24 protein-coding genes are annotated in these 24992 nt (G+C 44.8%); 17 read left to right on the top strand and 7 right to left on the bottom strand.

The window, feature by feature from the left end; genetic code table 11:
* Window positions 1–3: 3 nt before the first annotated feature.
* The 3 genes from VME0621_RS07240 to VME0621_RS07230 all read right to left on the bottom strand — a co-directional run bounded on the left by VME0621_RS07240 (window position 4) and on the right by VME0621_RS07230 (window position 3959).
* Window positions 4–1017 (bottom strand): LacI family DNA-binding transcriptional regulator, encoded by a 1014-nt coding sequence (locus tag VME0621_RS07240; RefSeq protein WP_062457194.1) that lies wholly within the window; start codon window positions 1015–1017, stop codon window positions 4–6.
* Between the two features lie 18 nt (window positions 1018–1035).
* Window positions 1036–2478, bottom strand: a complete 1443-nt coding sequence (locus VME0621_RS07235) for a glycoside hydrolase family 32 protein (RefSeq protein WP_062457197.1) — start codon at window positions 2476–2478, stop codon at window positions 1036–1038.
* A gap of 107 nt (window positions 2479–2585) precedes the next feature.
* Window positions 2586–3959, bottom strand: a complete 1374-nt coding sequence (locus tag VME0621_RS07230) for a PTS transporter subunit EIIC (RefSeq protein ID WP_062457200.1) — start codon at window positions 3957–3959, stop codon at window positions 2586–2588.
* A gap of 315 nt (window positions 3960–4274) precedes the next feature.
* Between VME0621_RS07230 and VME0621_RS07225 the strand changes: the two genes are divergently transcribed.
* Entirely contained in the window at window positions 4275–5216 is a 942-nt protein-coding gene (locus tag VME0621_RS07225) for a DUF3179 domain-containing protein (protein ID WP_062457203.1), read from the top strand.
* 70 nt (window positions 5217–5286) lie between these two features.
* Here VME0621_RS07225 and VME0621_RS07220 read toward each other — a convergent pair whose 3' ends face one another.
* Window positions 5287–5958 (bottom strand): type 1 glutamine amidotransferase domain-containing protein, encoded by a 672-nt coding sequence (locus VME0621_RS07220; RefSeq protein WP_006074860.1) that lies wholly within the window; start codon window positions 5956–5958, stop codon window positions 5287–5289.
* Between the two features lie 119 nt (window positions 5959–6077).
* Here VME0621_RS07220 and VME0621_RS07215 point away from each other — a divergent pair, with 119 nt between their 5' ends.
* From VME0621_RS07215 to VME0621_RS07200, 4 genes are all read left to right on the top strand, one after another.
* Window positions 6078–6962 carry a LysR family transcriptional regulator gene (locus tag VME0621_RS07215; RefSeq protein ID WP_062457206.1) on the top strand — a complete coding sequence of 295 codons (885 nt, stop codon included), beginning with the start codon at window positions 6078–6080 and terminating at the stop codon, window positions 6960–6962.
* 79 nt (window positions 6963–7041) lie between these two features.
* Window positions 7042–7293, top strand: a complete 252-nt coding sequence (locus tag VME0621_RS07210) for a DUF2999 family protein (protein ID WP_031497056.1) — start codon at window positions 7042–7044, stop codon at window positions 7291–7293.
* A 204-nt stretch (window positions 7294–7497) separates the two neighbouring features.
* Window positions 7498–8946, top strand: a complete 1449-nt coding sequence (locus tag VME0621_RS07205; protein ID WP_062457208.1) for a winged helix-turn-helix domain-containing protein — start codon at window positions 7498–7500, stop codon at window positions 8944–8946.
* A gap of 131 nt (window positions 8947–9077) precedes the next feature.
* Entirely contained in the window at window positions 9078–9554 is a 477-nt protein-coding gene (locus VME0621_RS07200; protein WP_062457211.1) for a hypothetical protein, read from the top strand.
* 114 nt (window positions 9555–9668) lie between these two features.
* Here VME0621_RS07200 and VME0621_RS07195 read toward each other — a convergent pair whose 3' ends face one another.
* Window positions 9669–10316 carry a glutathione S-transferase family protein gene (locus VME0621_RS07195; protein WP_062457213.1) on the bottom strand — a complete coding sequence of 216 codons (648 nt, stop codon included), beginning with the start codon at window positions 10314–10316 and terminating at the stop codon, window positions 9669–9671.
* A gap of 108 nt (window positions 10317–10424) precedes the next feature.
* Between VME0621_RS07195 and VME0621_RS07190 the strand changes: the two genes are divergently transcribed.
* The 6 genes from VME0621_RS07190 to VME0621_RS07165 all read left to right on the top strand — a co-directional run bounded on the left by VME0621_RS07190 (window position 10425) and on the right by VME0621_RS07165 (window position 16693).
* Complete coding sequence (locus VME0621_RS07190; protein ID WP_062457216.1) at window positions 10425–11237, top strand: LysR family transcriptional regulator; 813 nt, start codon at window positions 10425–10427, stop codon at window positions 11235–11237.
* Between the two features lie 260 nt (window positions 11238–11497).
* Window positions 11498–13945 (top strand): DmsA/YnfE/YnfF family dimethyl sulfoxide reductase, encoded by a 2448-nt coding sequence (locus VME0621_RS07185; RefSeq protein WP_062457219.1) that lies wholly within the window; start codon window positions 11498–11500, stop codon window positions 13943–13945.
* A 10-nt stretch (window positions 13946–13955) separates the two neighbouring features.
* A complete protein-coding gene (locus tag VME0621_RS07180; RefSeq protein WP_062457222.1) occupies window positions 13956–14570 on the top strand; it encodes a DMSO/selenate family reductase complex B subunit in 615 nt (204 codons plus the stop codon).
* 1 nt (window position 14571) lies between these two features.
* Window positions 14572–15414, top strand: coding sequence for a DmsC/YnfH family molybdoenzyme membrane anchor subunit (locus VME0621_RS07175; protein WP_062457225.1), 843 nt, complete (start codon window positions 14572–14574; stop codon window positions 15412–15414).
* A 76-nt stretch (window positions 15415–15490) separates the two neighbouring features.
* Window positions 15491–16099, top strand: coding sequence for a molecular chaperone TorD family protein (locus VME0621_RS07170; protein WP_062457229.1), 609 nt, complete (start codon window positions 15491–15493; stop codon window positions 16097–16099).
* Between the two features lie 15 nt (window positions 16100–16114).
* A complete protein-coding gene (locus VME0621_RS07165; RefSeq protein ID WP_062457232.1) occupies window positions 16115–16693 on the top strand; it encodes a 4Fe-4S binding protein in 579 nt (192 codons plus the stop codon).
* Window positions 16694–16750: 57 nt separating this feature from the next.
* Here the strand turns inward: VME0621_RS07165 and dbpA are convergent, their stop codons facing one another.
* On the bottom strand, window positions 16751–18133 hold the full coding sequence (gene dbpA / locus VME0621_RS07160; protein WP_062457234.1) for an ATP-dependent RNA helicase DbpA: 1383 nt from the start codon (window positions 18131–18133) through the stop codon (window positions 16751–16753).
* Between the two features lie 108 nt (window positions 18134–18241).
* Window positions 18242–18718: a WbuC family cupin fold metalloprotein gene (locus tag VME0621_RS07155; RefSeq protein ID WP_062457237.1), complete on the bottom strand. Its 477-nt coding sequence runs from the start codon at window positions 18716–18718 to the stop codon at window positions 18242–18244.
* A gap of 229 nt (window positions 18719–18947) precedes the next feature.
* Between VME0621_RS07155 and VME0621_RS26800 the strand changes: the two genes are divergently transcribed.
* From VME0621_RS26800 to VME0621_RS07130, 6 genes are all read left to right on the top strand, one after another.
* A complete protein-coding gene (locus VME0621_RS26800) occupies window positions 18948–19121 on the top strand; it encodes a hypothetical protein (RefSeq protein WP_006074875.1) in 174 nt (57 codons plus the stop codon).
* 227 nt (window positions 19122–19348) lie between these two features.
* On the top strand, window positions 19349–19945 hold the full coding sequence (locus tag VME0621_RS07150; RefSeq protein ID WP_038223104.1) for a GTP cyclohydrolase II: 597 nt from the start codon (window positions 19349–19351) through the stop codon (window positions 19943–19945).
* Window positions 19946–20127: 182 nt separating this feature from the next.
* The gene (locus VME0621_RS07145) at window positions 20128–21387 is read left to right on the top strand and encodes an imelysin family protein (RefSeq protein WP_062457240.1); all 1260 of its coding nucleotides are present in this window, start codon (window positions 20128–20130) and stop codon (window positions 21385–21387) included.
* 64 nt (window positions 21388–21451) lie between these two features.
* Entirely contained in the window at window positions 21452–22849 is a 1398-nt protein-coding gene (locus VME0621_RS07140) for a di-heme oxidoreductase family protein (RefSeq protein ID WP_096442313.1), read from the top strand.
* A 10-nt stretch (window positions 22850–22859) separates the two neighbouring features.
* Entirely contained in the window at window positions 22860–23891 is a 1032-nt protein-coding gene (locus tag VME0621_RS07135; protein WP_062457243.1) for an imelysin family protein, read from the top strand.
* Window positions 23872–24960: a DUF1513 domain-containing protein gene (locus VME0621_RS07130; RefSeq protein ID WP_062457246.1), complete on the top strand. Its 1089-nt coding sequence runs from the start codon at window positions 23872–23874 to the stop codon at window positions 24958–24960. Before VME0621_RS07135 ends, VME0621_RS07130 begins: the two co-directional genes overlap by 20 nt.
* Window positions 24961–24992: the final 32 nt, after the last annotated feature.

The raw sequence follows: 24992 nt of genomic DNA, 5'->3' as shown, positions 1-24992 counted from the left end.
GCTTTAACTCAGTTTAGGCGCAGTACTTTCTCTTACTTCGAGATGGTAGGGAATAAAGCTTACGTGATTGGTCAAATCCAGATCGGGCTTTTCAATCAGCATATGCAGTAAATGTGCACTGGTTTTACCTGACTCCTCAAAGTCATAAACCAGCGAGGTAATCTTAGGGTTGTAATAACGAGACATATTACCACCACCAACGCCACACACGCTGACATCCTCTGGGACCTTAAAGCCATGTTCAAGTAAGTAGGTAATCGCACCAATGGCCATTTTGTCGTTGGCAGCGAAAATAGCGTCTGGGCGCTGCATTCGCTCTTCATAAAGTTCCTGACAGGCGGTATAGCCACTTTCTACTGAGAACTCACCATTGACCATCATATCGGCAGAAATGGGTAATCCATGCTTTTCTAAACTGTTTAAGTAGCCTTGCTTTCGTTTCACGCCCACAGATACGTCACTTTCAGATACACCGATAAGCGCGATATTGCGATGTTGCGACGCTACAAGGTAGTCAATGATCTCTTCCACTGCTGTCACTTCGTCGAACAACACACAAGGTGTTCCATCGGTGGTGGATTGCCCCATAACTACAACGGGTTTGCCTACCTTTCTGATTTTTTCTTTGTGTTCACTCGTAATCGTAGTCGCGATTAGGATGATGCCATCGACTTGCTTTTCTGCAAATAAATCGAGAAATTCTAGCTCGCTTTTTATGCTGTGATTGGTGTTACCTAAGATGATACTGTAGCCGTTATTGGCAAAGTATTGATCAATGCCAGCGATGTTGTCACCAGAGGAAGTGGCGTTTATTTTTGGAAGAATAACCCCGATAGTCTGACTGCGTTTTGAATGCAGAGCTTTGGCCAAGGCGTTGGGGCGATAGCCCGTTTCATCAAGCACTTTTTGAATGCGCTTTCGAACGGGCTCACTGACATAACCAGAACTGTTTAAGACACGGGAAACACTTGAAATTGAAGTTTCTGCTAACTTGGCTATTTCTTTAATTGTCGCCATTTCCCGTTAATCCTTTGGTCAGTAATCGTATTTAATAAAGCGCTTGATTATACATGACTTTCCAGTTTCAAGTGTGATTTTTGACTGTTCGGCTTGCGGGAACACGCGAGATGTAAACACGGCTTCACCATGGTTGATGAAGACTTCAACAATAGACTGATCAAAGAAAATCTGCAGATTGAGGGATTGCTCACTGTTTACTTTGCACTGTCGTTTCCCCGGTAAATAGTCGGAGTTTGAACGATCTAAAGTGACTACGCCAGTCTCTGCTTGATAGTTTAATGCCAGCCAACGGTCACCTTCATCAGCTAACTTGATCGTGACATCATCTGTAATATGCTCGATATCCAGATTCAATTCAAAACAGTGGTTGCTGTCCAGAGATAAGTGATTCTGATTGGTAAGTTGTACCTCTTCAAACGAAGACATCGCACCGCGCAAAGATTCATGCTCGCGAGCGGGTTTTTGATGCACCTTCCCATCAACGACGGAAAGCTCTCGCACCAAGGATAAAGCGTGAATCCAGTCATTGGTGACGCTAGGTTGTTCATCTTCCTCAGGAATACCAACCCAAGCACTCATCAGGCGGCGTCCATCAGTCGACTCGGTAGTTTGCGGAGCATAAAACTCAAAACCATGATCGAGTGGCTCAAAGTTGCCGTGTGTATAGCACGTATTTAGGTAATCCATCTTACCTACAAAATAGCCATTATTGTGGCGATTTTGGAAGCTTAACCCGTTGGGCTTAATTCCTTGTGGGCAACCTATCAAAACATCAGTGTTATCTAGATGGAACAGATCTGGGCATTCGAACATATAACCAAAGTCGCGAAGTCCATTGATCTGGTTGCCTGCAATTGGGCCGAGAAACGTCCAGTTAGAAGCATCTTTTGAGCTGAAAAGAAGCACCTGACCAAGTTCATCATTTGTCTGAGCGCCAAGCACGCAATACCAAGTACCATCGTGTTGCCAAATCTTAGGGTCGCGAAAGTGTGCCGTATATCCCTCAGGTTGTTTTGGGATAACCGGGCCTATTTTCTCGAAATGAATGTTGCGGCTATCAATAGATTTGGCGAGACATTGAGTAGTAAGACGAACGCCGTCGTCAGTTTTTACATTTCCGGTATAGAAAAGATGAAGTTGCTCATCTAATACGAACGCGCTGCCTGAGTAGCAGCCGTGGCGATCGTAGCTTTCGTCTGGGACTAACGCTTGACCTTGCAGTGCCCAGTTTACTAGATCCTGACTGGTGCTGTGTCCCCAATATTTCGCCCCGTGCTCACAAGCGTGTGGGTTCCATTGGAAAAACAGATGATACTGTCCATCGTATTCAATAAAGCCGTTTGGGTCATTAATCAGTCCGTACGGTGCAGTTAGGTGAAACCGTGGGCGCAAGTGGTCAGTGTTTGGTTGGTGCGACACTGAAGTTTCGCTTTGTGAACACAGTTCTGTTGAAGTCATTGCTATTAATACACTCTGTAGTTGGACTTGTTGCTAACATTGAATTATCCAATGTTGTAAAACGAACGATGGCGGTGACCCTAAGGTACACCGCCACGAGGGGAAGTTTACTTATCTAAAGCAACTGTCATTTTTGCTTCATTGCTTGCTGGTTTCACTAGTAGTTTAGTTAGCATTGCTGCGCTACCCATACCAATAACAATCATCACTAGGTACATACCAAGACCATTACCTAAATAAGCAGGAATAGCTGGAATGAAAGTGACACCCATAACAGATGGTGCGATGTGCATGATGGTTGCGAATGCACCTGCAATAGCACCGCCGATGATACCTGAAGCAAATACACGGCTATTGGTTAGCGTCACACCAAACAGTAGTGGCTCAGTGATACCAAAGAAACACGGTACGATCGAAGAGTAGTTAAGCGCTTTTTGTTTCTTATCTTTCATTGACATGGTGTAGGCAATCGCTGCACCGGCTTGACCTGCCATTGATGCAGTAATCAGTGCATTTAATGGGTTGATCTTGATAGTAGATAGGAAGTTAAGCTCTACAACCATTAAGCTGTGGTGAAGACCCGTTACAGTTAGAACCTGTTGTAGACCGCCAAAGATTGCACCGCCGATGCCCATTGGTAAGTTAATAATAGATTCTGTAGAAACCATTACACCATGTTCAACAATGTTGAATACCGGACCAATAATGAATAGACCTGCTAGCATGCCAATAGTGATCGTCAAGAATGGAGTAAAGATTAGCGAAACCACCGATGGCATCCATGAGTTAATCCAGCGTTCTAGGTTAGCGCCCAAAATACCTACAATTAGAGCTGGAATAATGGTGCCTTGGAATCCTTGGATCTTAAACATACCAATGCTCAGCATTTCTGCGTTACCGCTTGCCACGTCCCATGCGTTTGGCAGCATCGGTGCGATAAGCATTAGACCCAGCACCATACCGATAACAGGCGTACCACCAAAGCGTTTAAATGCAGACCACACGACAAGCGCTGGTAGGAAGATGAATACCGTATCAGTTACAACTTGCGTCATAGTGAGTAGCTCAGGAGAGAACTCAAAGCCTAGCTGTTGGGCGAATCCGCGTAACCCCATGAACAGACCGGTCGCAACCAGCACTGGAATTAAAGGAATGAATACGTCTGCTAAAGAACGCAGGGCCTTTTGGAATGGGCTCATGTTTTCATACGCAGCACCTTTCGCGCTCTCTAGTTCGCCATCTAACTCTTGCTGGATAAGGGCGAAGACTTTGTTGACTAAGCCCGTGCCAAGGATGATTTGGTGTTGGCCTGACTGGAGGAAGTAACCAGCGACATTATCCGTTGATTTGATTTGATCGACATCGATAAGCGCGTCATCTTTGACAACAACGCGAAGCCTTGTCGCGCAATGTTCTAGGGCACGAATATTATCTTTTCCGCCGAGAGCCGCAAGCAAGCGGACCGCGATTTTCTTATTCATTTGTTCTATCCTGATACGTTTTAAGAAAAGGTTTTCACACAACATGAAAAGGTTTTCATGTTTCAATGTGGCAAGGTTTTCACATTTGCATCATTCGATCAACTTGATCATTCGGATTAAGTATAGTTTTTATTTATGGTTTTGAAGTTTGTCACAATTGTTGAGCAGCTCAACGCGGCGTTTGTTATGTCGAATAAGCGCTAGAGTGCTATGCGTATTAATGCATTTTGTTGCTTTTGTTCTAGAGGGCAATTGAAAGCATTGCTGTTGTTGGCGGGTCTATATGACCAGTCTTCTTGATTGGAGGAGAAGCTAATGCAGCTGCGATTAACTCTTTTGGCCTTCATATTATTGTCGTTTCCGATATCACTATCGGCTAAGGTGCTCAATGGATTCAACATCGACAATGCTTCTGTGCCTTCACATTTTATTCAAAAAGGTGGGCCACCTAAAGATGGTATTCCAGCGCTCAATCAGCCTGAGTTTATTAAAGGCAACGATGCAAAATTCATGCGTGCACAGGATATCGTATTGGGGTTGCAGGTTGGTGATGTGGTTAAGGCGTATCCGATTCGAATTCTCAACTGGCATGAAATCGTTAATGACCAATTCAGCGGAACACGTTACGTAATCAGTTATTGTCCATTATGTGGCAGTGGAATGGCATTTCTGAGCCAGCCAACAGGGGAGCGTGAAGCTTTGGACTTTGGGGTTTCAGGTTTGTTGTATAACTCAGACGTACTTATGTACGACCGAAAAACCGAATCGCTATGGTCGCAAATTCATGGTGAGGCTATAGCTGGACCATTAGTTGGCCGTAAACTCAAGCAAGTGCCGCTTACACTTAGTCGTTGGTCGAATTGGCTAGCTCGTTACCCTGACTCGCTAGTTCTCTCCACCAACACAGGTTATCAACGCGATTACCAGAGAGATCCTTATGCGGGTTATGGAAAAAACGCTGCCATCTACTTTCCTGTAGCAAATCAAGCACCCAATGAGTATCACCCGAAAGAGATGGTATTAGGGTTTAAAGTGGAGCAGTCAACTATCGCGTTTCCATTTAGTGAGATATCCCAGTTAACAACTCAGCAGCAAAGCTTTGAATTGGGCGGGGATCGCTATTATGTTCACTGGGATAGCAGCAACCAGTCAGCTTGGATAACTGATGAGAAGGGTGAAACCCAACCATCAACCTTACTATTTTGGTTCGCGTGGTACGCTTTTTATCCAGAGACCCAAGTCTATAAATGGCAATAGACAACAATACGTGTCGTGAGAACGTTGCGTTACGTTAACACGACACGAACGGTTACAGCTGTGACAAAAGTTAAGATAAAGCCGCTACGATCGCTTTTCCGACAGCGTGTGCGCTGGTTGGGTTTTGGCCTGTGATTACACGTTCGTCAACAATTACAAACTCTTGCCAAGGTTGTACTTTGCTGTACTGAGCAGCGGTGCGTGCCAGTGATTCCTCAAGTAAGAAAGGAATATCGCCGATAGTGCCGAAGTCGATTTCTTCTTCTCGTGTAAATCCAGTGACTGACTTCGATGCCAGTAATTTGTCGCCATTGCTCAGAGTAATAGGTAGAAGAGCTCCGGGGCCGTGACACACTGCTGCAATTACACCACCTTGCTCATAATGAGTAGCTGCAAGCGCAGCGAAATCCTCGTTACTTGATAGATCAGATAGCAATCCAAACCCTCCCGGGTAAAAAATAGCATCGTAATCATTGATATTGATTTGCGAGACAGGAATGGTGTTGTTAATACGATTCTGAAACGCCTCGTCCGTTAGGATTTCTGTATTGACACTGTCACCCTCGATGTCAGTACCGTAAAGTGGCGCTTTGCCACCTTTAATGGATGCGATGTCATAGTCATAACCTGCCGACTGGAGTTCACGTAAAGCGTGAGTGAGTTCTGGAGCGTAAGTTCCGTTTGCTTGGTCTGTCTCACCTAATGTTGCATGGTTAGTGACGGGAATAAGTACCTTTTTCATCGTTATGTCCTTCTGGCTGATTCGTTGTTGTAATTACCTTAGTTATACTAATTGCTAACTGATTTGGTGATAATATAGCTAAATGACAAAATATTATTGCTATATGACAAAGGTGAGATGTGGATAGCTTTGAAGGAATCAACGAGTTTGTAGCGGTAGCAGAAAGCCACGGTTTTTCTGCGGCAGCTAAGCAACTTGGTTGCAGCACAAGTCATGTGAGTCGACAGGTATCGCGTTTAGAAGAACGCTTGGGCGTCGCTTTGCTTGCCCGCTCCACTCGAATGGTGAATCTCACACAGGCGGGGCAGGTGTATTATCAGCAGTGCAAAGACTTAGTTATTGGACTTCAACAAGCTAACGAGCAGCTTAGTTCCGAGCAAATACAGCTAAATGGTACTTTAAGGGTGAGTGCCGCTGGTGCGTTTGCCGAAAACTACGTTGCTCCTGCATTGATGGAATTTGCGAAAGGGTACCCGGAACTGACGGTTGAGATGGATTTTGATACTCGAATGGTCAATTTCATCGAAGATGGTATCGATTTTGCGATTCGGTACGGCCGATTAAGTGATTCGGGATTAGTTGCACGGAAGCTGGTGGACAGGCCAATGGCAGCCGCGGCCAGTCCTGAATATCTAGAACGATACGGAGTACCAACTCATCCTGATCAACTTCGACACCATAGCTGTATCATCGCGAATAATGACCATTGGGTATTTGAAGATAATGGCAAACCGATGGGGAGTATTCGAGTAGAGGGACGTTGGCGCAGCAATAACTCCAGTGCTGTGGTTAAAGCTTGTGAACAGGGGTTAGGCATTGTCTATATGCCAAAAAGCAGTTTTAGTGACGCTTTCCATAACGGGCGATTGGTTCCCGTCTTAACTCCCTATTGGGGCAAAGGCTCCAGTAGCTGGATTGTTTACCAGAATCGACGGTTTTTGCCAATGCGGGCTCGTTTAGCGATAGACTACTTGGTTGCGCATTTCTCCAACTGGCAGGAGTGATGGAATCGGGTAGTACCCAGTTAAGGTCTCAAATGATAAACTGCGGGCAATTTCATTTAATATTGAGAAAGGTAGTGAAATGAATCCAATAATTGCAATGCTAAAAGAGAACAACATCAGTGATGAGCAAATCAGTGAAATTTTTGAAGTGCTGACACAGAACCCTCTTGCAGCAATGGCAACAATCAGCCAGCTTGGTTTGCCACAAGAGCAGCTTCAAGCGCTAATGGGTCAAGTTATGCAAAACCCTGCGTTGATCAAAGAAGCAGTTGAAGAGTTAGGACTTGATTTCGCAAAAGTTGAAGCAGCAAAAGAGCAACTTCAAAAGTAATCGTTTGAGATTCCTCGTCGCCGTTTCAGGGCCTGTAGGCTCTCAAATGGCGGCTTGACTTACAAAGCGCCCCACAACAGCCTTTTCCTTAATCGGTCCATTTCGCCAGCGTTATTGTCCATACTTAACAATACAAAATCTCAGTTGCTTCTGTGAAACGAAATTAATACCCTTTTAGGGTTATTTCTTACCCTTGTAGCCACTATGGACTCCATTAAATACTACGTATTGCAGCTCGAATCTCCGATTGTTTTTTATCCAAGCAAAAATAAGCTTGAAGTCGATGGTGCAGAACTGCATTTAGAACCATTGCAATCTCGTTTGTTGAAGTATTTTGTTGAAAACCAAGGGCAAGTCCTGACTACTCAACAAATCGCAGACAATGTTTGGCAGCGTAATCATGTATCGGACAATTTGGTTCGCCAAGTGATTAGCTCATTAAGAGGCCAGCTTAAAGACAAAGCGCGGCCTTACCGTACGATCAAAACTATCCCGAAGAAAGGGTACCTATTTGATCTTGAAGTGATTGCTCACATTGAAAAAGCACCACAAGTCGTCGCGGTTGAAGTCGATGATATTGAGGAGCCACAATTTTCGGAAAAGAGTGGGCGCAAAGGCGGTAACAACAAGCTTTGGGCTACCCTTGCTGGGTGTTTAGCGATATTGGCAATGGCGTCATGGATTGTCACTTATATTGTTGAAGAGAACACAGACATCGTGGCAGAAAATACCAATCCGCTAAGTGCTGTGCCGGTTTATATCCATGATATTACTTCAGATTCGATGCAAGACTATCAACTGTCGGAAAGCGTCTACAATTATCTATTCTATGGCCTCAACTCGTCGCGAGCGTTAACCGGCTATCACTTTTCCCAGTTGTCTAAGGAGAGTAAAGCGGCATTAAAGCAACAGGGTATTGAGCTTAAAGGCTGGCTTAAAAAGAGCGGCGAGAGTGAGTTCTTACTTACTTTGATGATTCAGAACAACCAATTACCATCTAAGAATCAGCGTATTGAAAAAACGTTCAACAAAGAAGATTTTTTCACCGCAATTGGCGATGTAGTATTGGAAATTAAGGCGTTGGTAGAACCTAAAGAAGACGGGTATGAAGTGACCAGTCATCGTGTTAGTGCCATTAATAACTACGATGATTGGGAAGTGATTTCAGACGGTATTTCTCAGTTCTACTTAGGTGGCGGAAACGATGCCTTTGTAAAGCTCTCACCTATGCTAGAGAACATTCAGTCTCAAGGTCGCGGTAACTATTTAGTCAGTGCTTTACTCTCTTACTCAGCCTCCGTTGACTATTTGCAATCGGGAGATGAGCAGACGCGCCTTGAGGGACTTAAATTGGGTCAAAAAGCGTTCGAACTTAACCCTCGTTGTGATATCGCAAACCTGACGTTAGGGCTTGCCTTGCTGTTAAACCAACGCGCTGACCAAGCCATACCTTACCTTTTCTATGCTGCAGAGAGTACGCCAACTCCCATCGGCTACTACCTATTAAGTGTGGCCGACAAACAAGTTGGTAATCTAAAAGGTGCCGATTTTAACTACCAACACTATGTCGCGATGAAGAAAGAGAGTGGTGGGCAACTCTATGATTTAATTGAATCTTTACAAAAATCAAATTTAATTCAAACCTTGCCATAGTTCATAGGGCTACGGAGAATGGTTTATTTGAATTTACTTTGTAATTAACGCCGATTGCCTTGCATCAAGCGTCTTTAATAAAGGCAAACTCATAATTGTTCTTGTGTTATTTATGCTAACAGGAACAAAAAATGTTAAAGAAGCTCGCGTTTCAAATCATTCCAGTGCAAATCTTTTTATTTGTATTCTGGTTTAAGAATGGCTTTATCGACAAGGTAATGGGTGTACTACTTGGGGCTGTCACTCCTGAGACGGCCTATGCGGGTGATACTTGGGCCGGATGGAAAGGCTATATTGTGGGGACATGGGATAAAAGTCAGGTTGGTCATGCTTTGTTAAGTCCAACATTCGACTTCATGTTTCCGATTCTGATTTTGTTGCAATGCCTACCTTTTATTCTCATTATTCGTTCGGTATTGAATCTAGAATTTATGACTGATAGAGAACGTCCTTGGTTGCTTTATTCGGCAATCACCTCTCTTTTCGTCGCAGGTTGTATGGCATTTACTCAAACGATTTCGGGTGCTAGTGATGGTCAGTACCTATGGCAATTTATGGGCTTTAGTATGGTCGCAATTATATATATCCAAAATGAGCAAAAGCGTTAAACTAATCGAATAATGATTTGATAAAGCAGTCAATGCACTGCGGTTTTGAACTCATGGCTTGCCATAACGAAACGTTAGGCAAGCCTTTGTTATTTTGTCAAACCGTTGCGTTGGCTAGCGCTCAACTCCCGCTTCGTCCTGAACGATGATGTCTTGCTCATGACTTGCTTGTATTAACCACGTTTTTATTTCGTCACTATTTAGCACTTTTTGTTGATACTGCTGCGCTAAGGGTGACAGTTCAATGCCATAGGTTCGGAAACGAAGTGCAACAGGAGCAAACATGGCGTCGGCAATGGACCAATCGCCAAATAACCATTGACCATCGTGTTTTAACATCTGCTCTGCCCATAAGGTGTCAATCCGTTGGATATCTTTTCTAGCTTCTGTAGAAAGTACGACCTGGCGCTTGGCTCGGCAGTTCATTGGTAATTCATTGCGTAGAGCCAAGAATCCAGAGTGCATTTCGCAGGCTACTGCTCTTGCCTTGGCTTTTCTCACGCTGTCATTTGGCCAGCAGCAACCATTGAGATATTGCTCATTCACATATTCTAATATCGCAAGAGAGTCCCAAACCGTAGTTTCATCATCAATGAGAGTAGGAACCTTGGCTGTTGGCGTCAGCGTTTCAAGTGTTTGATAAAACTCGGTTGAAAACAGTTTGAGTTTTTCTACTTCGACCTCAAGCTGGTAATGCTCAAAGATAAGCCACGCACGTAATGACCAACTCGAGTAATTCTGATTTCCAATATACAGTTTCATATTTGACTCCTTTGCCTGTTTGATTTTGATACTAATCAATGGTGAGATGGGTGACTAACGCAAAATTTGAATGTATTTCATCAATGAAATCGATGGATTGGGGGCGATATGGATATCGATGCGCTGAGAAGTCTTCTCGCTTTTTCCGAGACGGGGAGCTTTACGCGAGCAGCAAAACAAATAAACCGAACTCAATCTGCGTTTAGCGCGCAGATGAAAAAGTTAGAAGCCGAAACTGGGGCTGTATTGTTTGAGCGTGACGGCCGGAATATGGTGCTAAGTGAAGCTGGACTATCATTGAAGGCACACGCTGAACGCATACTCTCCTTACATGATGCCGCCTTGCACCAGGTGAAACGCTATCAAAACAAGACTGCGTTGAGGCTTGGTTGCCCTGAAGACTACAATGACACTGTCCTACCGAAAGTGGTGGCGGCAATTAACGAAGTTGAACCTACTTGTTCGGTTCAAATCTTCAGTCAGCCTAGCATTATGCTAAGAGAGTGGTTAGACGAGGGAAAGTTAGACGCAGCGATTGTGACGCGAGCGCCTGACAGTGAAGAAGGTTATTGGCTAGAGTCAGACAAAGGCGTTTGGATTGCTGGGCATGATTTTGATACCGCTATCACCCCATTGCCGTTGGTACTGTTTCAAACCGACTGTAAGTATCATGCCGCGGCGTTGGATAGTTTAACCAAGCGTGGGATCGCTCATCGACTACTTGCTTGTTGCAATACCGCTTCGGCTCAGCGAGCATTAGTGGCTAAAGGAATGGGCGTCGGTGCGATGGGGCGTCTAAGTACTAACAAAGACGTTAAGATATTAAACGGAATGCCACCACTCCCTAGTGTGGATATTGTACTGTTGACTGGCACTAATCCTCATCCAACGTTGGCGAACGTGTTTATTAAACACCATTAAATGGTATTTTTCTTTGAGATTAAATGATGTTGATATTCATTTATAAAATGGAATGTCTATCAATACGATAATTTGTTTTTCTATTAAATAGCAAATTATTTGTTTTTATAAATGAGTGATTTAAAAATATTCCACCAAATGTCAGAGAATTGTCAATCCACTAACCATTAAGTAGTAGTGTTGATTTTTATCAACAGTTTCTAAAGGTTTCGTTAGTAACATTCGCTCGATGATGCATAACTATAATCGAGCATGTCTTTATGAATAATAAACTGAAGCAATTATTGACGCCGTCGCTGACGCGTAGAGGGTTCATAAAATCCTCTTCGGCCATCGGCGGTCTTGCTGCTGCAACCAGCGCCATTTCTCTTCCTTTTAAATCTGCCCAAGCGGAAACCAAACCACAATCAAACGATGAAAAAGTGGTGTGGAGCGCTTGTACCGTAAACTGCGGCAGTCGATGCCCACTGCGTATGCATGTCGTTGACGGTGAAATAAAGTGGGTAGATGCAGATAATACCGGCAAAGATGATTACGCAAACAAAGATGTCCAGGTGCGCGCTTGCTTACGTGGGCGTTCTATGCGTCGTCGCGTGTACAATCCAGACCGCCTGAAGTACCCAATGAAGCGTATCGGTAAACGTGGCGAAGGCAAGTTTAAGCGTATTACTTGGGATGAAGCTTACACCGAGATCGTAAATAGCCTAGACCACATTAAGAAAGAATATGGTAATGAAGCGATTTATCTTAACTATGGTACTGGCACATTAGGCGGCACGGTCACCAAGTCATGGCCTCCTGGTAGCACGTTAATCGCGCGTCTGATGAACCTAACGGGTGGTTATCTGAATCACTATGGCGATTATTCGACGGCTCAAATTGCCAAAGGCCTGAGTTATACCTATGGCGGTTGGGCTAACGGTAACTCTTTCTCAGATACCGAAAACAGTAAGCTCATTGTTCAGTTTGGCAATAACCCAGCCGAAACACGTATGTCTGGCGGTGGTTTGATTCATCACTTGATTGAAAGCAAAGAGAAATCCAACGCAAGAATGATCATGATTGATCCACGCTATAACGATACTGCTGCGGGTCGTGAAGATCAGTGGATTCCTATCAAACCGGGTACTGATGCAGCGTTCATAGCAGCAATGGCTCACGTGATGATCAAAGAAGACTTGGTCGACCAAGAGTTCTTAGATACCTACTGTGTTGGTTACGATGAGAAAACCCTGCCAGCATCTGCGCCAGCAAATAGTGATTACAAATCTTATATTTTAGGTTTGGGTGAAGATGGTAATGAGAAAACGCCAGAATGGGCGGCACCAATTACCGGTATTCCAGCGGATATCATTATCAAGACAGCTCGTGAGATTGGTTCAACCAAACCTTGTGCAATCTACCAAGGTTGGGGTCTGCAGCGTACGCAAAATGGTGAAATCGCGTCACGTGCGATTGCCATGTTAGCGCTATTAACTGGCAACCTAGGCATTCATGGCGGTGGTTCTGGTGCTCGTGAATCGGATTACAACATTCCGTTTGTGCGCTTCCCAACCTTAGAAAACCCTGTGAAAACGTCGATCTCTATGTTCCTGTGGACTGATGCGATTGTTCGTGGCCCTGAGATGACTGCCACACGCGATGGTGTGCGTGGTAAAGACAAACTCGATGTGCCAATCAAGTTCATTTGGAACTATGCGGGTAACTGTGTCATTAACCAACACTCAGATATCAACCGTACTCACGATATCCTTCAAGATGACAAAGCATGTGAAATGATTGTCGTGATCGATAACCACATGACGTCTTCAGCAAAGTACGCCGACATCATTCTGCCTGACCTCACTACTTCAGAGCAGGCGGATTTCTGTATGGATGGTAAAGCGGCAAATATGCCTTACTTTATCTTTGCTGACAAAGCGATTGAGCCTCAATTTGAAGCACGCAGCATCTATCAAATCTGTTCTGATTTGGCGGAGCGCATGGGTGTGGGCCAGGCATTTACCGAAGGTCGTGACCAAGAAGGTTGGCTACGTCATTTGTATGCTGAAACATTGAAGTTAGACCCGACATTGCCAGATTTCGAGACGGTACGTCAGCAAGGTATCGTCAAACGTAGCGATCCTAATGGTCACTATGTCGCTTACCAAGCTTTCCGTGCAGATCCGGTGAATAACCCGCTTAACACACCTTCAGGTAAAGTAGAGATCTACTCGGAAGAGTTAGCTCGTATTGCCGCTGAGTGGGAGCTGCCAGAAGGTGATGTGATTCATCCACTACCTATTTACGTGAGCACATCAGAAGGCTGGGATTCACCGAAACGCGATAAGTATCCATTACAGTTAACGGGCTTCCACTTTAAAGCACGTTGCCACTCAACTTACGGTAACGTCGATGTGTTGAAGCAGGCCGCACAACAAGAAATGTGGATCAACCCTGTAGATGCTGAACGTCGCGGAATTAACAATGGTGACCGAATTAAGATCTTCAACGACCGTGGTGAAGTTCGAATTAACGCTAAAGTCACGCCAAGAATGATGCCGGGAGTTGTAGCTCTCGGAGAGGGAGCATGGTATGCGCCAGACGGCAACAAGGTTGACCATAATGGTTCGATCAATGTTCTGACGTCTCAACACCCAAGCCCGTTGGCGAAAGGTAACCCTCAGCACACTAACTTAGTTGAAGTTCAACTGGCAAATAAGGCGTAAGGACTAACTCATGAAACAATACGGTTTTTATATCGATTCGAGTAAGTGTACTGGTTGCAAAACCTGTCAGTTAGCTTGCAAAGACTTTAAGGATCTTGGTGTTGATCGCAGCTTCCGTCGAGTTTACGAATACGCTGGTGGTAACTGGATCGAAGATAACGGCACTTACCGTCAAGACGTGTTTGCCTATTACACCTCTATTGCATGCAACCACTGTGACGAACCGGCGTGTGCAAAAGTGTGTCCATCGGGTGCAATGCACAAACGTGAAGACGGCTTTGTGGTCGTGGATGAAAAGGTGTGTATTGGCTGTAAACACTGCGCTAACGCTTGCCCTTACGGTGCGCCACAGTACAGCAAAGAAGAGGGTCACATGACGAAATGTGACGGTTGTTTCGAGCGCGTAGCAGAAGGTTTTGAGCCAATCTGCGTCGGTTCTTGCCCACTTCGTGCGTTGGAATTCGGTCCTATTGCTGAGCTTCGTGCCAAGTATGGAACCAACGCTGACGTAGCGCCACTTCCATCATCAACGTTAACGAAACCAAATATCGTGATCAAACCAAATCGTCATGCGCGTCCAACGAATGACACCACTGGTCACCTAGCAAACCCTAAGGAGGTTTAACATGGGATGGCATGAATGGCCTCTGATTTTCTTTACTGTATTTGCTCAAACAGCAGTCGGTGCGTTTATCGTAATGGGCTTAATCACATTATTTGGTAAGGCGGATGCACACGTTAAGACAGCGATAACTCGCAATATGTTTTTTATTTGGGTGTTCATGGGACTAGGCTTTATGGCATCAACCATGCACTTAGGTAGCCCAATGCGTGCAATCAATGCGTTAAACCAAATTGGAACGTCTTGGTTATCACGTGAGATCCTATTTGGTTCGATGTTCTTTGGTTTAGGTGGTTTATATTGGCTATTGTCTGTCATCGATAAAGGTAGTGAATCGATTCGTAAAGGGTTGATGGTAGCGGCGATGGTGATCGGCGTGGTCTTTATGGTCGCGATGACTAACGTCTACATCATCGATACGGTTCCGACTTGGGATACACCGTTTACGGGTCAATCGTTTACGCTCACAGCTGTTATTTGTGGCGTGATGCTGTCACTTATTTTGATGCGTGGCGCTAAGTTGGAATGTCCACGTTTAGGTAAAGTCACGGCGATTGTGGCAAGTGTAGCCGCAGTGACAATGGCAATGGTCACTATGTCAATGGTCGCCAACTTGCCTAATATTCATTCTGCGATTGTTGCAGCTAGTGAGTTAGTGCCAAATATGGCAGAGATTCAAAACTTACGTTTTGTCCTAGTGTTCGTTGGCCTAGCTGCGTGGATGTGGGCGATGCGCTCAGAGTCTCGTTCTATGCCGATTGCCGTCATTGGCTTTGCGATGGTGTTAGTTGCGGAACTCATCGGACGCAGCGTGTTCTTTGGTCTGCACATGACAGCAGGCATGTAGCAAAGATAAGAGCAGGCTGACCGGCCTGCTCTCATTTATTGGTTCAACTTAGTCATTTTTGAAATTTGGTAAATTCATGTCAGAAAATCAATCTATCGATCTACTTAGTCTACAAACCATGGCAAAGGTATTCGGTTCGCTGTTTTATTTCCCGCTTACCGACAACAACAACCAGACCTTATTGACTGCGTTGCTACAAGATGAAAACTTAAAAGACAGTGATCTTCAGGCATGGTGTCATCAGGTTAATGGCGAAAGCAACGAAGCACTAAATCAAGACTTCTTCTTACTTTTTGAAGGAGGAGAGGCGATGCTGGCGCCACCGTGGGGCTCAGTCTATATGGATAGAGAAGAGGTGATTTTTGGTGATACCACAGTAGCATACCGTCAGTTTCTTCGAGATCACGACATCGCTTTAGATACTGGTATGAGAGAACCTGAAGATCAGATTGGATTAATGTTATTTGCAGTGAGTCAATTGGTTGAGCAAGAACACGACATTGAGTCGGTCAAGGCGCTGTTTTCACAGCACTTACTGACTTGGTGTTACCGTTATTTCGAGTTGGTTGAGAAGCATGCTTCAACTCAAAGTTACAAACAACTAGCGGCCTTGGTATCGCAATGGTGTGAAGCCGTTCAGGAGCTGTTAAATATTACGCCACTTGCCGTTAAGCTGTATCGTTAGGGTTGGTAAGCGCTCATGACCAGAGATGAAAAATACTACAAAGCGTATATGGAGCACAAAACCATAAGTCGTCGTGGTCTTTTTCGCGCTTTGGCGAATGGCAGTACGCGTAATTCACCTGTCATGGCCAGTGATGACTCATTAGCTGCTAAGTTAGAGTGCCAAGAAGTATCACGAACAATCCCTAGACCACCAAAAGCTGTTGATGAGTTGCTCTATCAACAGATTTGTAATGCTTGTGGAGATTGCGTCAAGGCTTGTCCTGAGCAGGTTATTGCTATTGAAGATGAACTCGCTCGACTTGTACTTGATTATGGGTACTGCAGCCAATGTGGAGAATGTAGCCAAGTATGCCCAACAGGTGCATTGCATGGACAGGACAACGATACTGGTTTAATTCCGCAGTTCTCGGATGGATGTCAAAATGCACTGTTTAGTGATTGCCACTTATGCCAAGAAGCCTGCCCAAAACAGGCGATAAGTATCACGTCGTACAGCCTACCGGAGTTGGATAAGAAAGCTTGTGATGGCTGCGGACGTTGTAAGCAGGGATGTCCTTTTTCCGTTGTATCTATGGCGTTATCCATGCAGTAGCGAATACAAAAACAGCTCTATGTATTAACTAAGAGCTGTTTTTGATGGAGTTGAAGGTTAAGCTTTGATGATTCGCGCGCGGAAGTTACGGCCCTTCATCTTGCCATTGGTAATCTTACCTAATGCTTGCTTAGCTATCACTTTCTCGACCGCCACATAAGCACTCATCGGGAACATATTGATCTTACCAATTTGATTGCCGGAGAGTGTCTTATCACCGGTTAGCGCCCCCAAAATATCACCAGGGCGCAATTTTTGCTTCTTACCGCCTTGAATTTGAATCGTCACCATTTTTGCTTGAAATGGTTGGTTGCTTGACTTTGCAGGCAATTCGCTTGGTTCAATCGGCATATCCATGTACTCATCAATACGCGCTACACGATAGAACTCTTTCTCGCTGTAGAAGCTAAAGGCTAAACCTTTATTACCGGCGCGCCCAGTACGACCAATGCGATGTACGTGTACTTCTGGGTCGCGAGACAGATCATAGTTGAATACTGCATCGAGGTTATCGACATCGAGACCACGAGCTGCAACATCCGTTGCCACTAAAATAGAAACACTTTTATTGGCGAATTGTACGAGTGCTTGGTCACGATCTCTTTGCTCTAAATCACCGTGGATATCAATCACGCTAAAGCCACGATGATGCAGTTCATCCGCGACGTTCTGAACTTCTTTTTTAGTATTACAGAACACTACAGCAGACTCCGGTTGGTGAGTCAGAAGCAAGTTTTCAAGTGCATTATCACGTTCTTCGAGAGTATTAGTTTGATAGAAGAACTGTTTGATGCTTGAGTGATCGTGCTTACTCTCTACCTTCACCACTTCTGGTTGCTTCATAACTCGAGCAGCAATGGTTTGGATTTGCTCAGGGAATGTAGCGCTGAAAAGCAGCGTTTGTCGCTCCTTTGGAGCTTGGTCGATAATAGCGTCTAAGGCATCTTTGAAACCCATATCTAGCATACGGTCCGCTTCATCAAGTACCAGAGTATTCAGTTCGCTTAGGTTGATACGACCTTTTTCTAGATGATCAAGGATGCGACCAGGCGTTCCCACTAAAATATGCGCACCGTGTTCCAAAGAACCAATTTGTGGTCCCATTGGCATACCGCCACACAGTGTTAGTACTTTGATATTGTGAATACCACGAGCTAGGGTGCGAATCTCTTTTGCAACTTGGTCCGCAAGCTCACGAGTTGGGCAGAGAACAAGAGACTGCACACGGAAGCGCTTTACTCTTAAGTTGCTAAGTACGCCGAGAGAGAAGGCTGCGGTTTTTCCTGAACCTGTTTTTCCTTGGCCGATAACGTCCTTACCCGCCAAAATCTTTGGTAGTGCCTCGGCTTGGATTGGCGTCATAGAAGCGTAACCAAGACTGTCTAATGTGCCGAGTAATTCAGATGGTAAGTTTAAGGTAGAAAAGGCTGGAGTGTTCAAGAGCTGTCCTCAGTCGGTATGCAGAGCGGGTATTATCAACATTCCCGCTCTAGATGCTACTTTTATCTACGCTTTTGTAGATTTAGTAGTGAGAATAGCAGCTGAAGATTATTTTGCCGTTGGTTGTGCTGTACTCATCCAATCGCGATATTCATTGGCGCCATCTTCCCCTTCTGCTGGAGACCAAGGTGCGAAATCTTCTTGAGGAGTAGGTATGTATGCGCCTTCTTTGATTTCAAGGCCGACCGTGCCCGATTGCATACAAGCATAACCATGCCAAGTACCTGGTGGTATTTCGATAGCACGGTTAGTTTCTGGTGATAGACTATGACGCTCTGTGAGGTTGCCTTCATCATCAAAAATCAATAAATCCAGTTGCCCTTTAAGAACAAGGAACAATTCCCATTTGTGCTCTTCAGTATGACGGTGAGGGCGCATGTAGGTTTCTGGCTCTGTTGAGATGAATAAACGTTGAACGCCAGCGTCTAATTGCTCGTGTAGGTTATGATGACTGCGTTTGCGTGGTGCTTCTTTTGCGTTTTGCGCAAATGTATCGAAGTCTTGGTTGCTGATAATTTTTAACATGACATTGTTCTTTGAAGTGTAAAGTGTCGATATTCTACCGCCTCAACAAAAAAGTTCAGTAACAAATTGCCGCCTTCGTCCGCTGTGCGATAAAGTTTAGAAAATTCTAGGTAAAAACCCGTTAGATTGTGATAGCAGTTCCAGAAATGTTTGAAAAAGCTGTACGATCTGATCAGAGTGGTATTATCGCATTGTTTAGGAAATAACCCGTAAGTAAGGTGGTACAGCAGTGGAAGCAGTCATCAGCCAACTCAAAAAAGACTTTTATGCACACCTTAAATCTGCCAATGGTGCGAGTTCGGGTGAGTCTTCCCAGACCATCTCTCTATTAACAAAAGAAGAGCTAGCGGAACTGGAAAATGTGTGGGTCCAACTCGCTGTATGGAAACAAAAACAAGCGTAAGACCTATCTTTTTATCGCCTAACTAAATGATTTTTATGAGCCTCGAGTATTGATACTCGGGGCTTTTTTAGTTTCTTATAAATAGTAATTGTTATAATATAACAATTACTATATTGATCTTATTGTTGAAAAGTCGAGTACTAGCCCCCATAGTTCACTTTATGGAGAATAGAGCGATGGCTGAGATAAGTTCATTACTAGCCTCAGATAATCTAGTGAGAGAAACTATGGCGGAAGTACGTGCCAGAATACAATTAAAAGTCGGTTCCAGGAGTGATATAGACGCAGAGATGCTGTCGTTTCGTGGACTCAAGACAGATAAAGAACATGTAGCGATTATTTTTAAATCATCTGACAAGACCCAATCTTTACCTCTGGTAAGGATGCACTCAGAGTGTCTTACCGGTGATGTGTTCCACTCGTCACGTTGCGATTGTGGTGAGCAATTGGAAGAGACCATTCAGAAAATGGGCGAAGAAGGCGGCATCATCCTGTATCTACGTCAGGAAGGGCGAGGAATCGGTCTTTACAACAAATTAGACGCCTACAAGCTTCAGTCTGATGGTATGAATACGTATGAAGCCAATAACCATTTAGGGTTTGGCGATGACTTACGTGACTTTACTGAAGCCGCTCAAATGCTTAAAGCGCTGGACGTACACTCTATTCGTCTGGTCACTAACAATCCTAAAAAAGTGCGCGAACTTCGCGAGCACGGCATCAATATTGAAGAAGTCGTGAATACGCACGCTCATATCAAAGATGGCAATGAAAACTACCTTAAAGCAAAGGTCTCTCACGGTAAGCACTACCTCAAGCTTTAGCCAGTAATCTTGGTCACCAATCATAAAATTGTTAGTAAAATGATAGAAAAGCCTCACTTTTGTGAGGCTTTTTTGTATTTATTCTTGAAAATAAATTGTAACTGAGTATTATCGCACTTCGTAGTATAAATGATAATAATTCGCACTACAGATAACTATTAAGCTCAACAAGGATGCTTTTCATGAATGTAACAACCATGGTGAAGGGTGCAGTGGCAGCCTCTCTTGTAATGACTTCAAGCGCTGCATTTTCTGCAGTTACTAAAGACCAAGTAGTAGAACACTATGCTGATCTGGCTCACGCAGTATTCGCAGATGCACTAATTACAGCAAAAGATTTAGACACATCTATTAACACATTCTTGGCAAACCCTTCAGAGAAAGGTCTTGCCGATGTTCAACAAGCATGGCTAGCGTCTCGAGTACCTTATCAGCAGACGGAAGTATTCCGTTTTGGTAATGCTATCGTTGACGATTGGGAAGGACAGCTTAATGCATGGCCACTTGATGAAGGTCTTATCGACTATGTGAGTGCGGATTACCAATATGAACTAGGTAATGAAGGTGCACAAGCAAACATTGTTGCTAACAAGAGCCTAAAAATCGGCGCGACAACTCTTGACGTTAAAGAAATTACACCTGAAGTCATTGCTAACCTTAATGAAGTTGGTGGCTCTGAAGCAAACGTAGCATCAGGTTATCATGCGATTGAGTTCTTACTGTGGGGACAAGACCTTAACGGAACCAACGCAGGTGCAGGCGAACGTCCTTATACTGACTATGTCGTCGGTGAAGGTTGTACTAACGGTAACTGTGAGCGTCGTGCGCAGTATCTTCAAGCTGCATCAAAACTGTTGATTCAAGATCTTCAATGGATGGAGAAACAATGGTCGGCGGCTGAGAAAGGCAACTACCGCTCTGAACTACTTGCTGACAAAGCTGACAACGGCATTCGTAAGATGCTATTTGGTATGGGTTCACTTTCTCTAGGTGAGCTTGCGGGTGAGCGCATGAAAGTGGCTCTAGAAGCCAACTCTACTGAAGATGAGCACGATTGTTTCTCTGATAACACGCATAACTCTCACTATTACAACGAGCAAGGTATCTATAACGTTTACACGGGCACTTACGTTCGCGTTGATGGAACGTTAGTTGACGGTCCAAGTATCGCTAACCTTGTTGAAGCAAAAGACAAAACAGCAGCGAAAGAGATTCAAAAGCAATTTGATCTTGCACGCGCGCAAGTTGGCAAACTTGTTACCTCGGCAGAAAAAGACAACCAACACTTTGACCAGTTGATCGCGTCTAATAATCCTCAAGGTAACAAACTCGTGAATGAGACCATTGTTGCACTTGTCGCGCAAACTGGTTCAATTGAGCGTGCCGCTGGCATCATCGGTATTGATAGCCTAAATCCAGATACTGCTGACCACGAATTCTAAGCACAATAACCATAATAAATAGGGGGCTACTGCCCCCTTTTGTCGATCTTTTTGTGAGCGCTGTATGTCAAGATCTTATCCTTTTTTAGCCACGCTACTATTTCTTTTTGTCGGCTCGGTGTTTGCCGGGTCTGAGTCTTCTCATCTGTCGGGCGGTAAAACCACAGTAAAAAAAGAGGGGCCTAACGCTTACTCAATGCCTGCAGCCAACTTGCCTATGTCAAAGCGACTAGATTTTAGCGTCGGTAACAGTTTTTTTAGAAACCCCTGGGTTCAAGCTCCCGCTTCCACAGATGCGAGGGATGGACTTGGACCACTATTTAATACCAATGGTTGTCAAAACTGTCATATCAAAGACGGTCGTGGTCATCCTCCTGAAGAAAATGACCAACATGCCGTATCTATGTTGGTTAGGTTGAGTATTCCGGCTGTGACTGCGCAGCAGAAAGCGGCCTATGAGCTTGACGGTGTAATACCTGAGCCGACGTATGGCGGTCAGTTGCAAGATTTTGCTTTGCCGAACATGCAGCCAGAAGGACAAATTGATATTACTTATGATGAGGTTGCGGTAAGTTTTAAAGATGGCACGGTCGTCATGTTACGCAAACCTAATCTCAAGATTGCTGAACTAGCCTACGGCGATATGCACCCCGACGTTTTAATGTCGGCACGAGTTGCTCCGCCAATGATTGGCTTAGGGTTGCTCGAATCGATTCCAGAGTCGACGATTTTAGCATTTGCTGAAGCGCAGAAAGCGGACAGCTCATCAGTAACAGGAAAGCCGAACTATGTAATGGATGTGCGCACCCAAAAGATGGCATTGGGGCGCTTTGGATGGAAAGCAGGCCAGCCTAATTTGATGCAGCAAAATGCGGCCGCTTTCAATGGTGACGTAGGCTTGACAAGTTCGCTGTTTCCGAGTGAGAACTGTACCAGTAATCAGGACGTTTGTACGGCACAGCATAGTGGCGGAGACCCTGAGGTGAGCGACAAAATTCTCAACTTTGTCGAGTTCTATACTCAGCATTTAGCGGTGCCTCAACGACGTAATATCGACGACCCTTTGGTTGTCGCAGGTGAGAAGCTATTCAACAATGTTGGTTGCCAAAACTGCCATAGAACAGGCATTCAAACCGGTACACAAGAAGGGTTACCTGCCATTTCGAACCAGACGATTCACCCTTATACCGATATGCTATTACATGACATGGGAGAGGGACTATCAGACAATCGACCAGAATACGCAGCTTCAGGCCGTGAGTGGCGCACAGCACCGCTGTGGGGCATTGGTTACACGGAAGAAGTTAATGGTCACACCTACTTTCTTCATGATGGGCGAGCGAGAAATCTCACCGAAGCGATTTTATGGCACGGTGGCGAAGCAGAAGCCGCAAAACAAAACGTGTTAGCTTTATCTAGATCAGAACGTGATGCGCTATTGGCGTTTCTAAATTCACTGTAAGGAGAGCAACGTGAATTACAAACTTTCATCTATAGCGTTGAGCTTGCTTTTTTTAACGGCTTGTCAATCGAGTAGTGTGACCCAAGCCCCTGAGCCAGAAGCCACAACACACCTTAGCCAAGCAGTATATGAAGTTGAATTTGACTCTGCCTTGAAGTTCAAAACGGCAATGATGAACTTGCAATCGCAAACTGCACATTTTTGCCAAGAGGAATCGGACCTGACGCAGGTGTCTGCAGCATGGCAACAAGGAATGTCTCGTTGGATGTGGTTGCAAGGGCAAGAGCGAGGCCCTGCTATGGCACTGGAGCAGAATTGGAATGTTCAGTTTTGGCCAGATAAGAAGAACACCACCGGTAGGAAGATGTCACAAGCGGTTAAAACCGACGTGTGGACCATGGAGTCAGTACAATTGCAAAGTGTAACCATTCAGGGGCTAGGAGCAATTGAATGGCTGCTTTATGATGATGCTTCAACACTAGCAAAGGGCTCACGAGAGCATTGCTCATTGGCGACTGCGATTACCGCTTCTCTTACCGATCGCGCCGACACGATATTCATGGCATGGCAAACCAATCCGTGGTCCTCTTTAGACAAAGAGGGGTGGGAGTCAGAATATCTGGCGTTGCTGTCTAACCAGCTGGATTACAGTATGAAAAAATTGTCTCGTCCGTTAGCGAAAATCGGTGCTCCGCGACCTTATTTCTCTGAGTCGTGGCGATCGGAAACGTCGATGAGCAATTTAAAAACCAACGTAGAAGCTATACAAGCACTCTATCTGGCGAAAGGAGAGGGATTAGATAAGATTTTGCGCGATGAAGGTCATGCACCTTTGGCGGACAGTATCATTCACCAATTTGAAGATACGCTGGAAACTTGGCCGAGTGAAACCAGCCTATTTGCGCTTTTGCAATCTAAACAAGGTTATCGAACAGTGCTGTCGCAATTCAACAAGCTTGAACAACTTAAGTATCTTATCAATGAAGAGGCTGCGATTCAGTTGGGAGTAGTAATAGGATTTAATGCGACTGATGGCGATTGATATTTCTAGACGCAACTTCACAAAGTTGGCAGGCATCACGGCGATGTCACCTTCTTTGCTTGCGGCTTGCGCATCCACAACGAAAATGGCTCAGGAAACTTTGATAGGCGGTTCGGTTCGTAATAAGGGTGACTACGAAGTTATTGTTTCTGCCGAAAATGCTACTGCTATGCATCGACTGCCTTTACCAGACCGTGGCCATGGCATTGCTGTATCGCCGAATACTAATCATGCGGTGATGTTCGCTCGAAGACCAGGTAGCTATGCCATGGTGTTTGATTATCGTGAAGGACAAGTAATAAAGCTCATTTTAGCGCCAAATAACCGACATTTTTATGGTCATGGCGTGTATTCAAATGATGGTCGATGGCTGTACGCTACGGAAGGAGAGCGGTCGACCAGTCGCGGAATTATTGGCGTTTATGATGTTGCGAATGACTATAAAAAAATAGAAGAGTTTACCGGTTTCGGGTTAGGTCCTCATGAAGTGATCGTGATGGCAGACGATTCGTTAGTCGTTGGAGTCGGCGGCGTACATACCAATGGCAGGCAACCTAAAAATCTTGCAACCATGCAACCTAGCTTGAGTTATCTTTCTTATCAAGGAGAGCTTCTTGAGCAAGCAACACTTGGCGACCATCATAAGAGTATTCGCCACCTTGCTCATGATGGTGACATTACGGTGTTAACAGGTCAGCAATATCGGGGTGAAGCGGAGGACTACGTACCACTTGTTGCTATTCACCAGAGAGGTTCGGTGATGGAAGAGCTGGGTGGAGAGCCTGAGCAGTGGGCAAGATTTAATCATTATATTGCCAGTATTGCAGCGACAGAAACGCATATTCTGGCTACATCTCCTAGAGGAAGCTGCTACGGTATATGGGACAAGGCAACACGTGAATTGCTAGAGATTAATGCGCTCCCGGATGCTTCAGGAGTGGTAGTCAGGAATGGTGACTTTCATGTGAACTCTGGTGCGGGGCAAGTAATTAAAATTAATCCACAACTGGACAAGCAGCGCTTTTATTCTGGAATTCAGTGGGATAATCATTGGAGTGCCATCACATAAATGAGACGGTAGCTGGTTTAGTTTAAAATTGT

Source organism: Vibrio mediterranei (genome assembly GCF_900088415.1).
GTDB classification, from domain to species: Bacteria; Pseudomonadota; Gammaproteobacteria; order Enterobacterales; family Vibrionaceae; genus Vibrio; species Vibrio mediterranei.
Note: the sequence above shows the minus strand (reverse complement) of the source record. Positions and strands in the feature narration are given on the sequence as shown.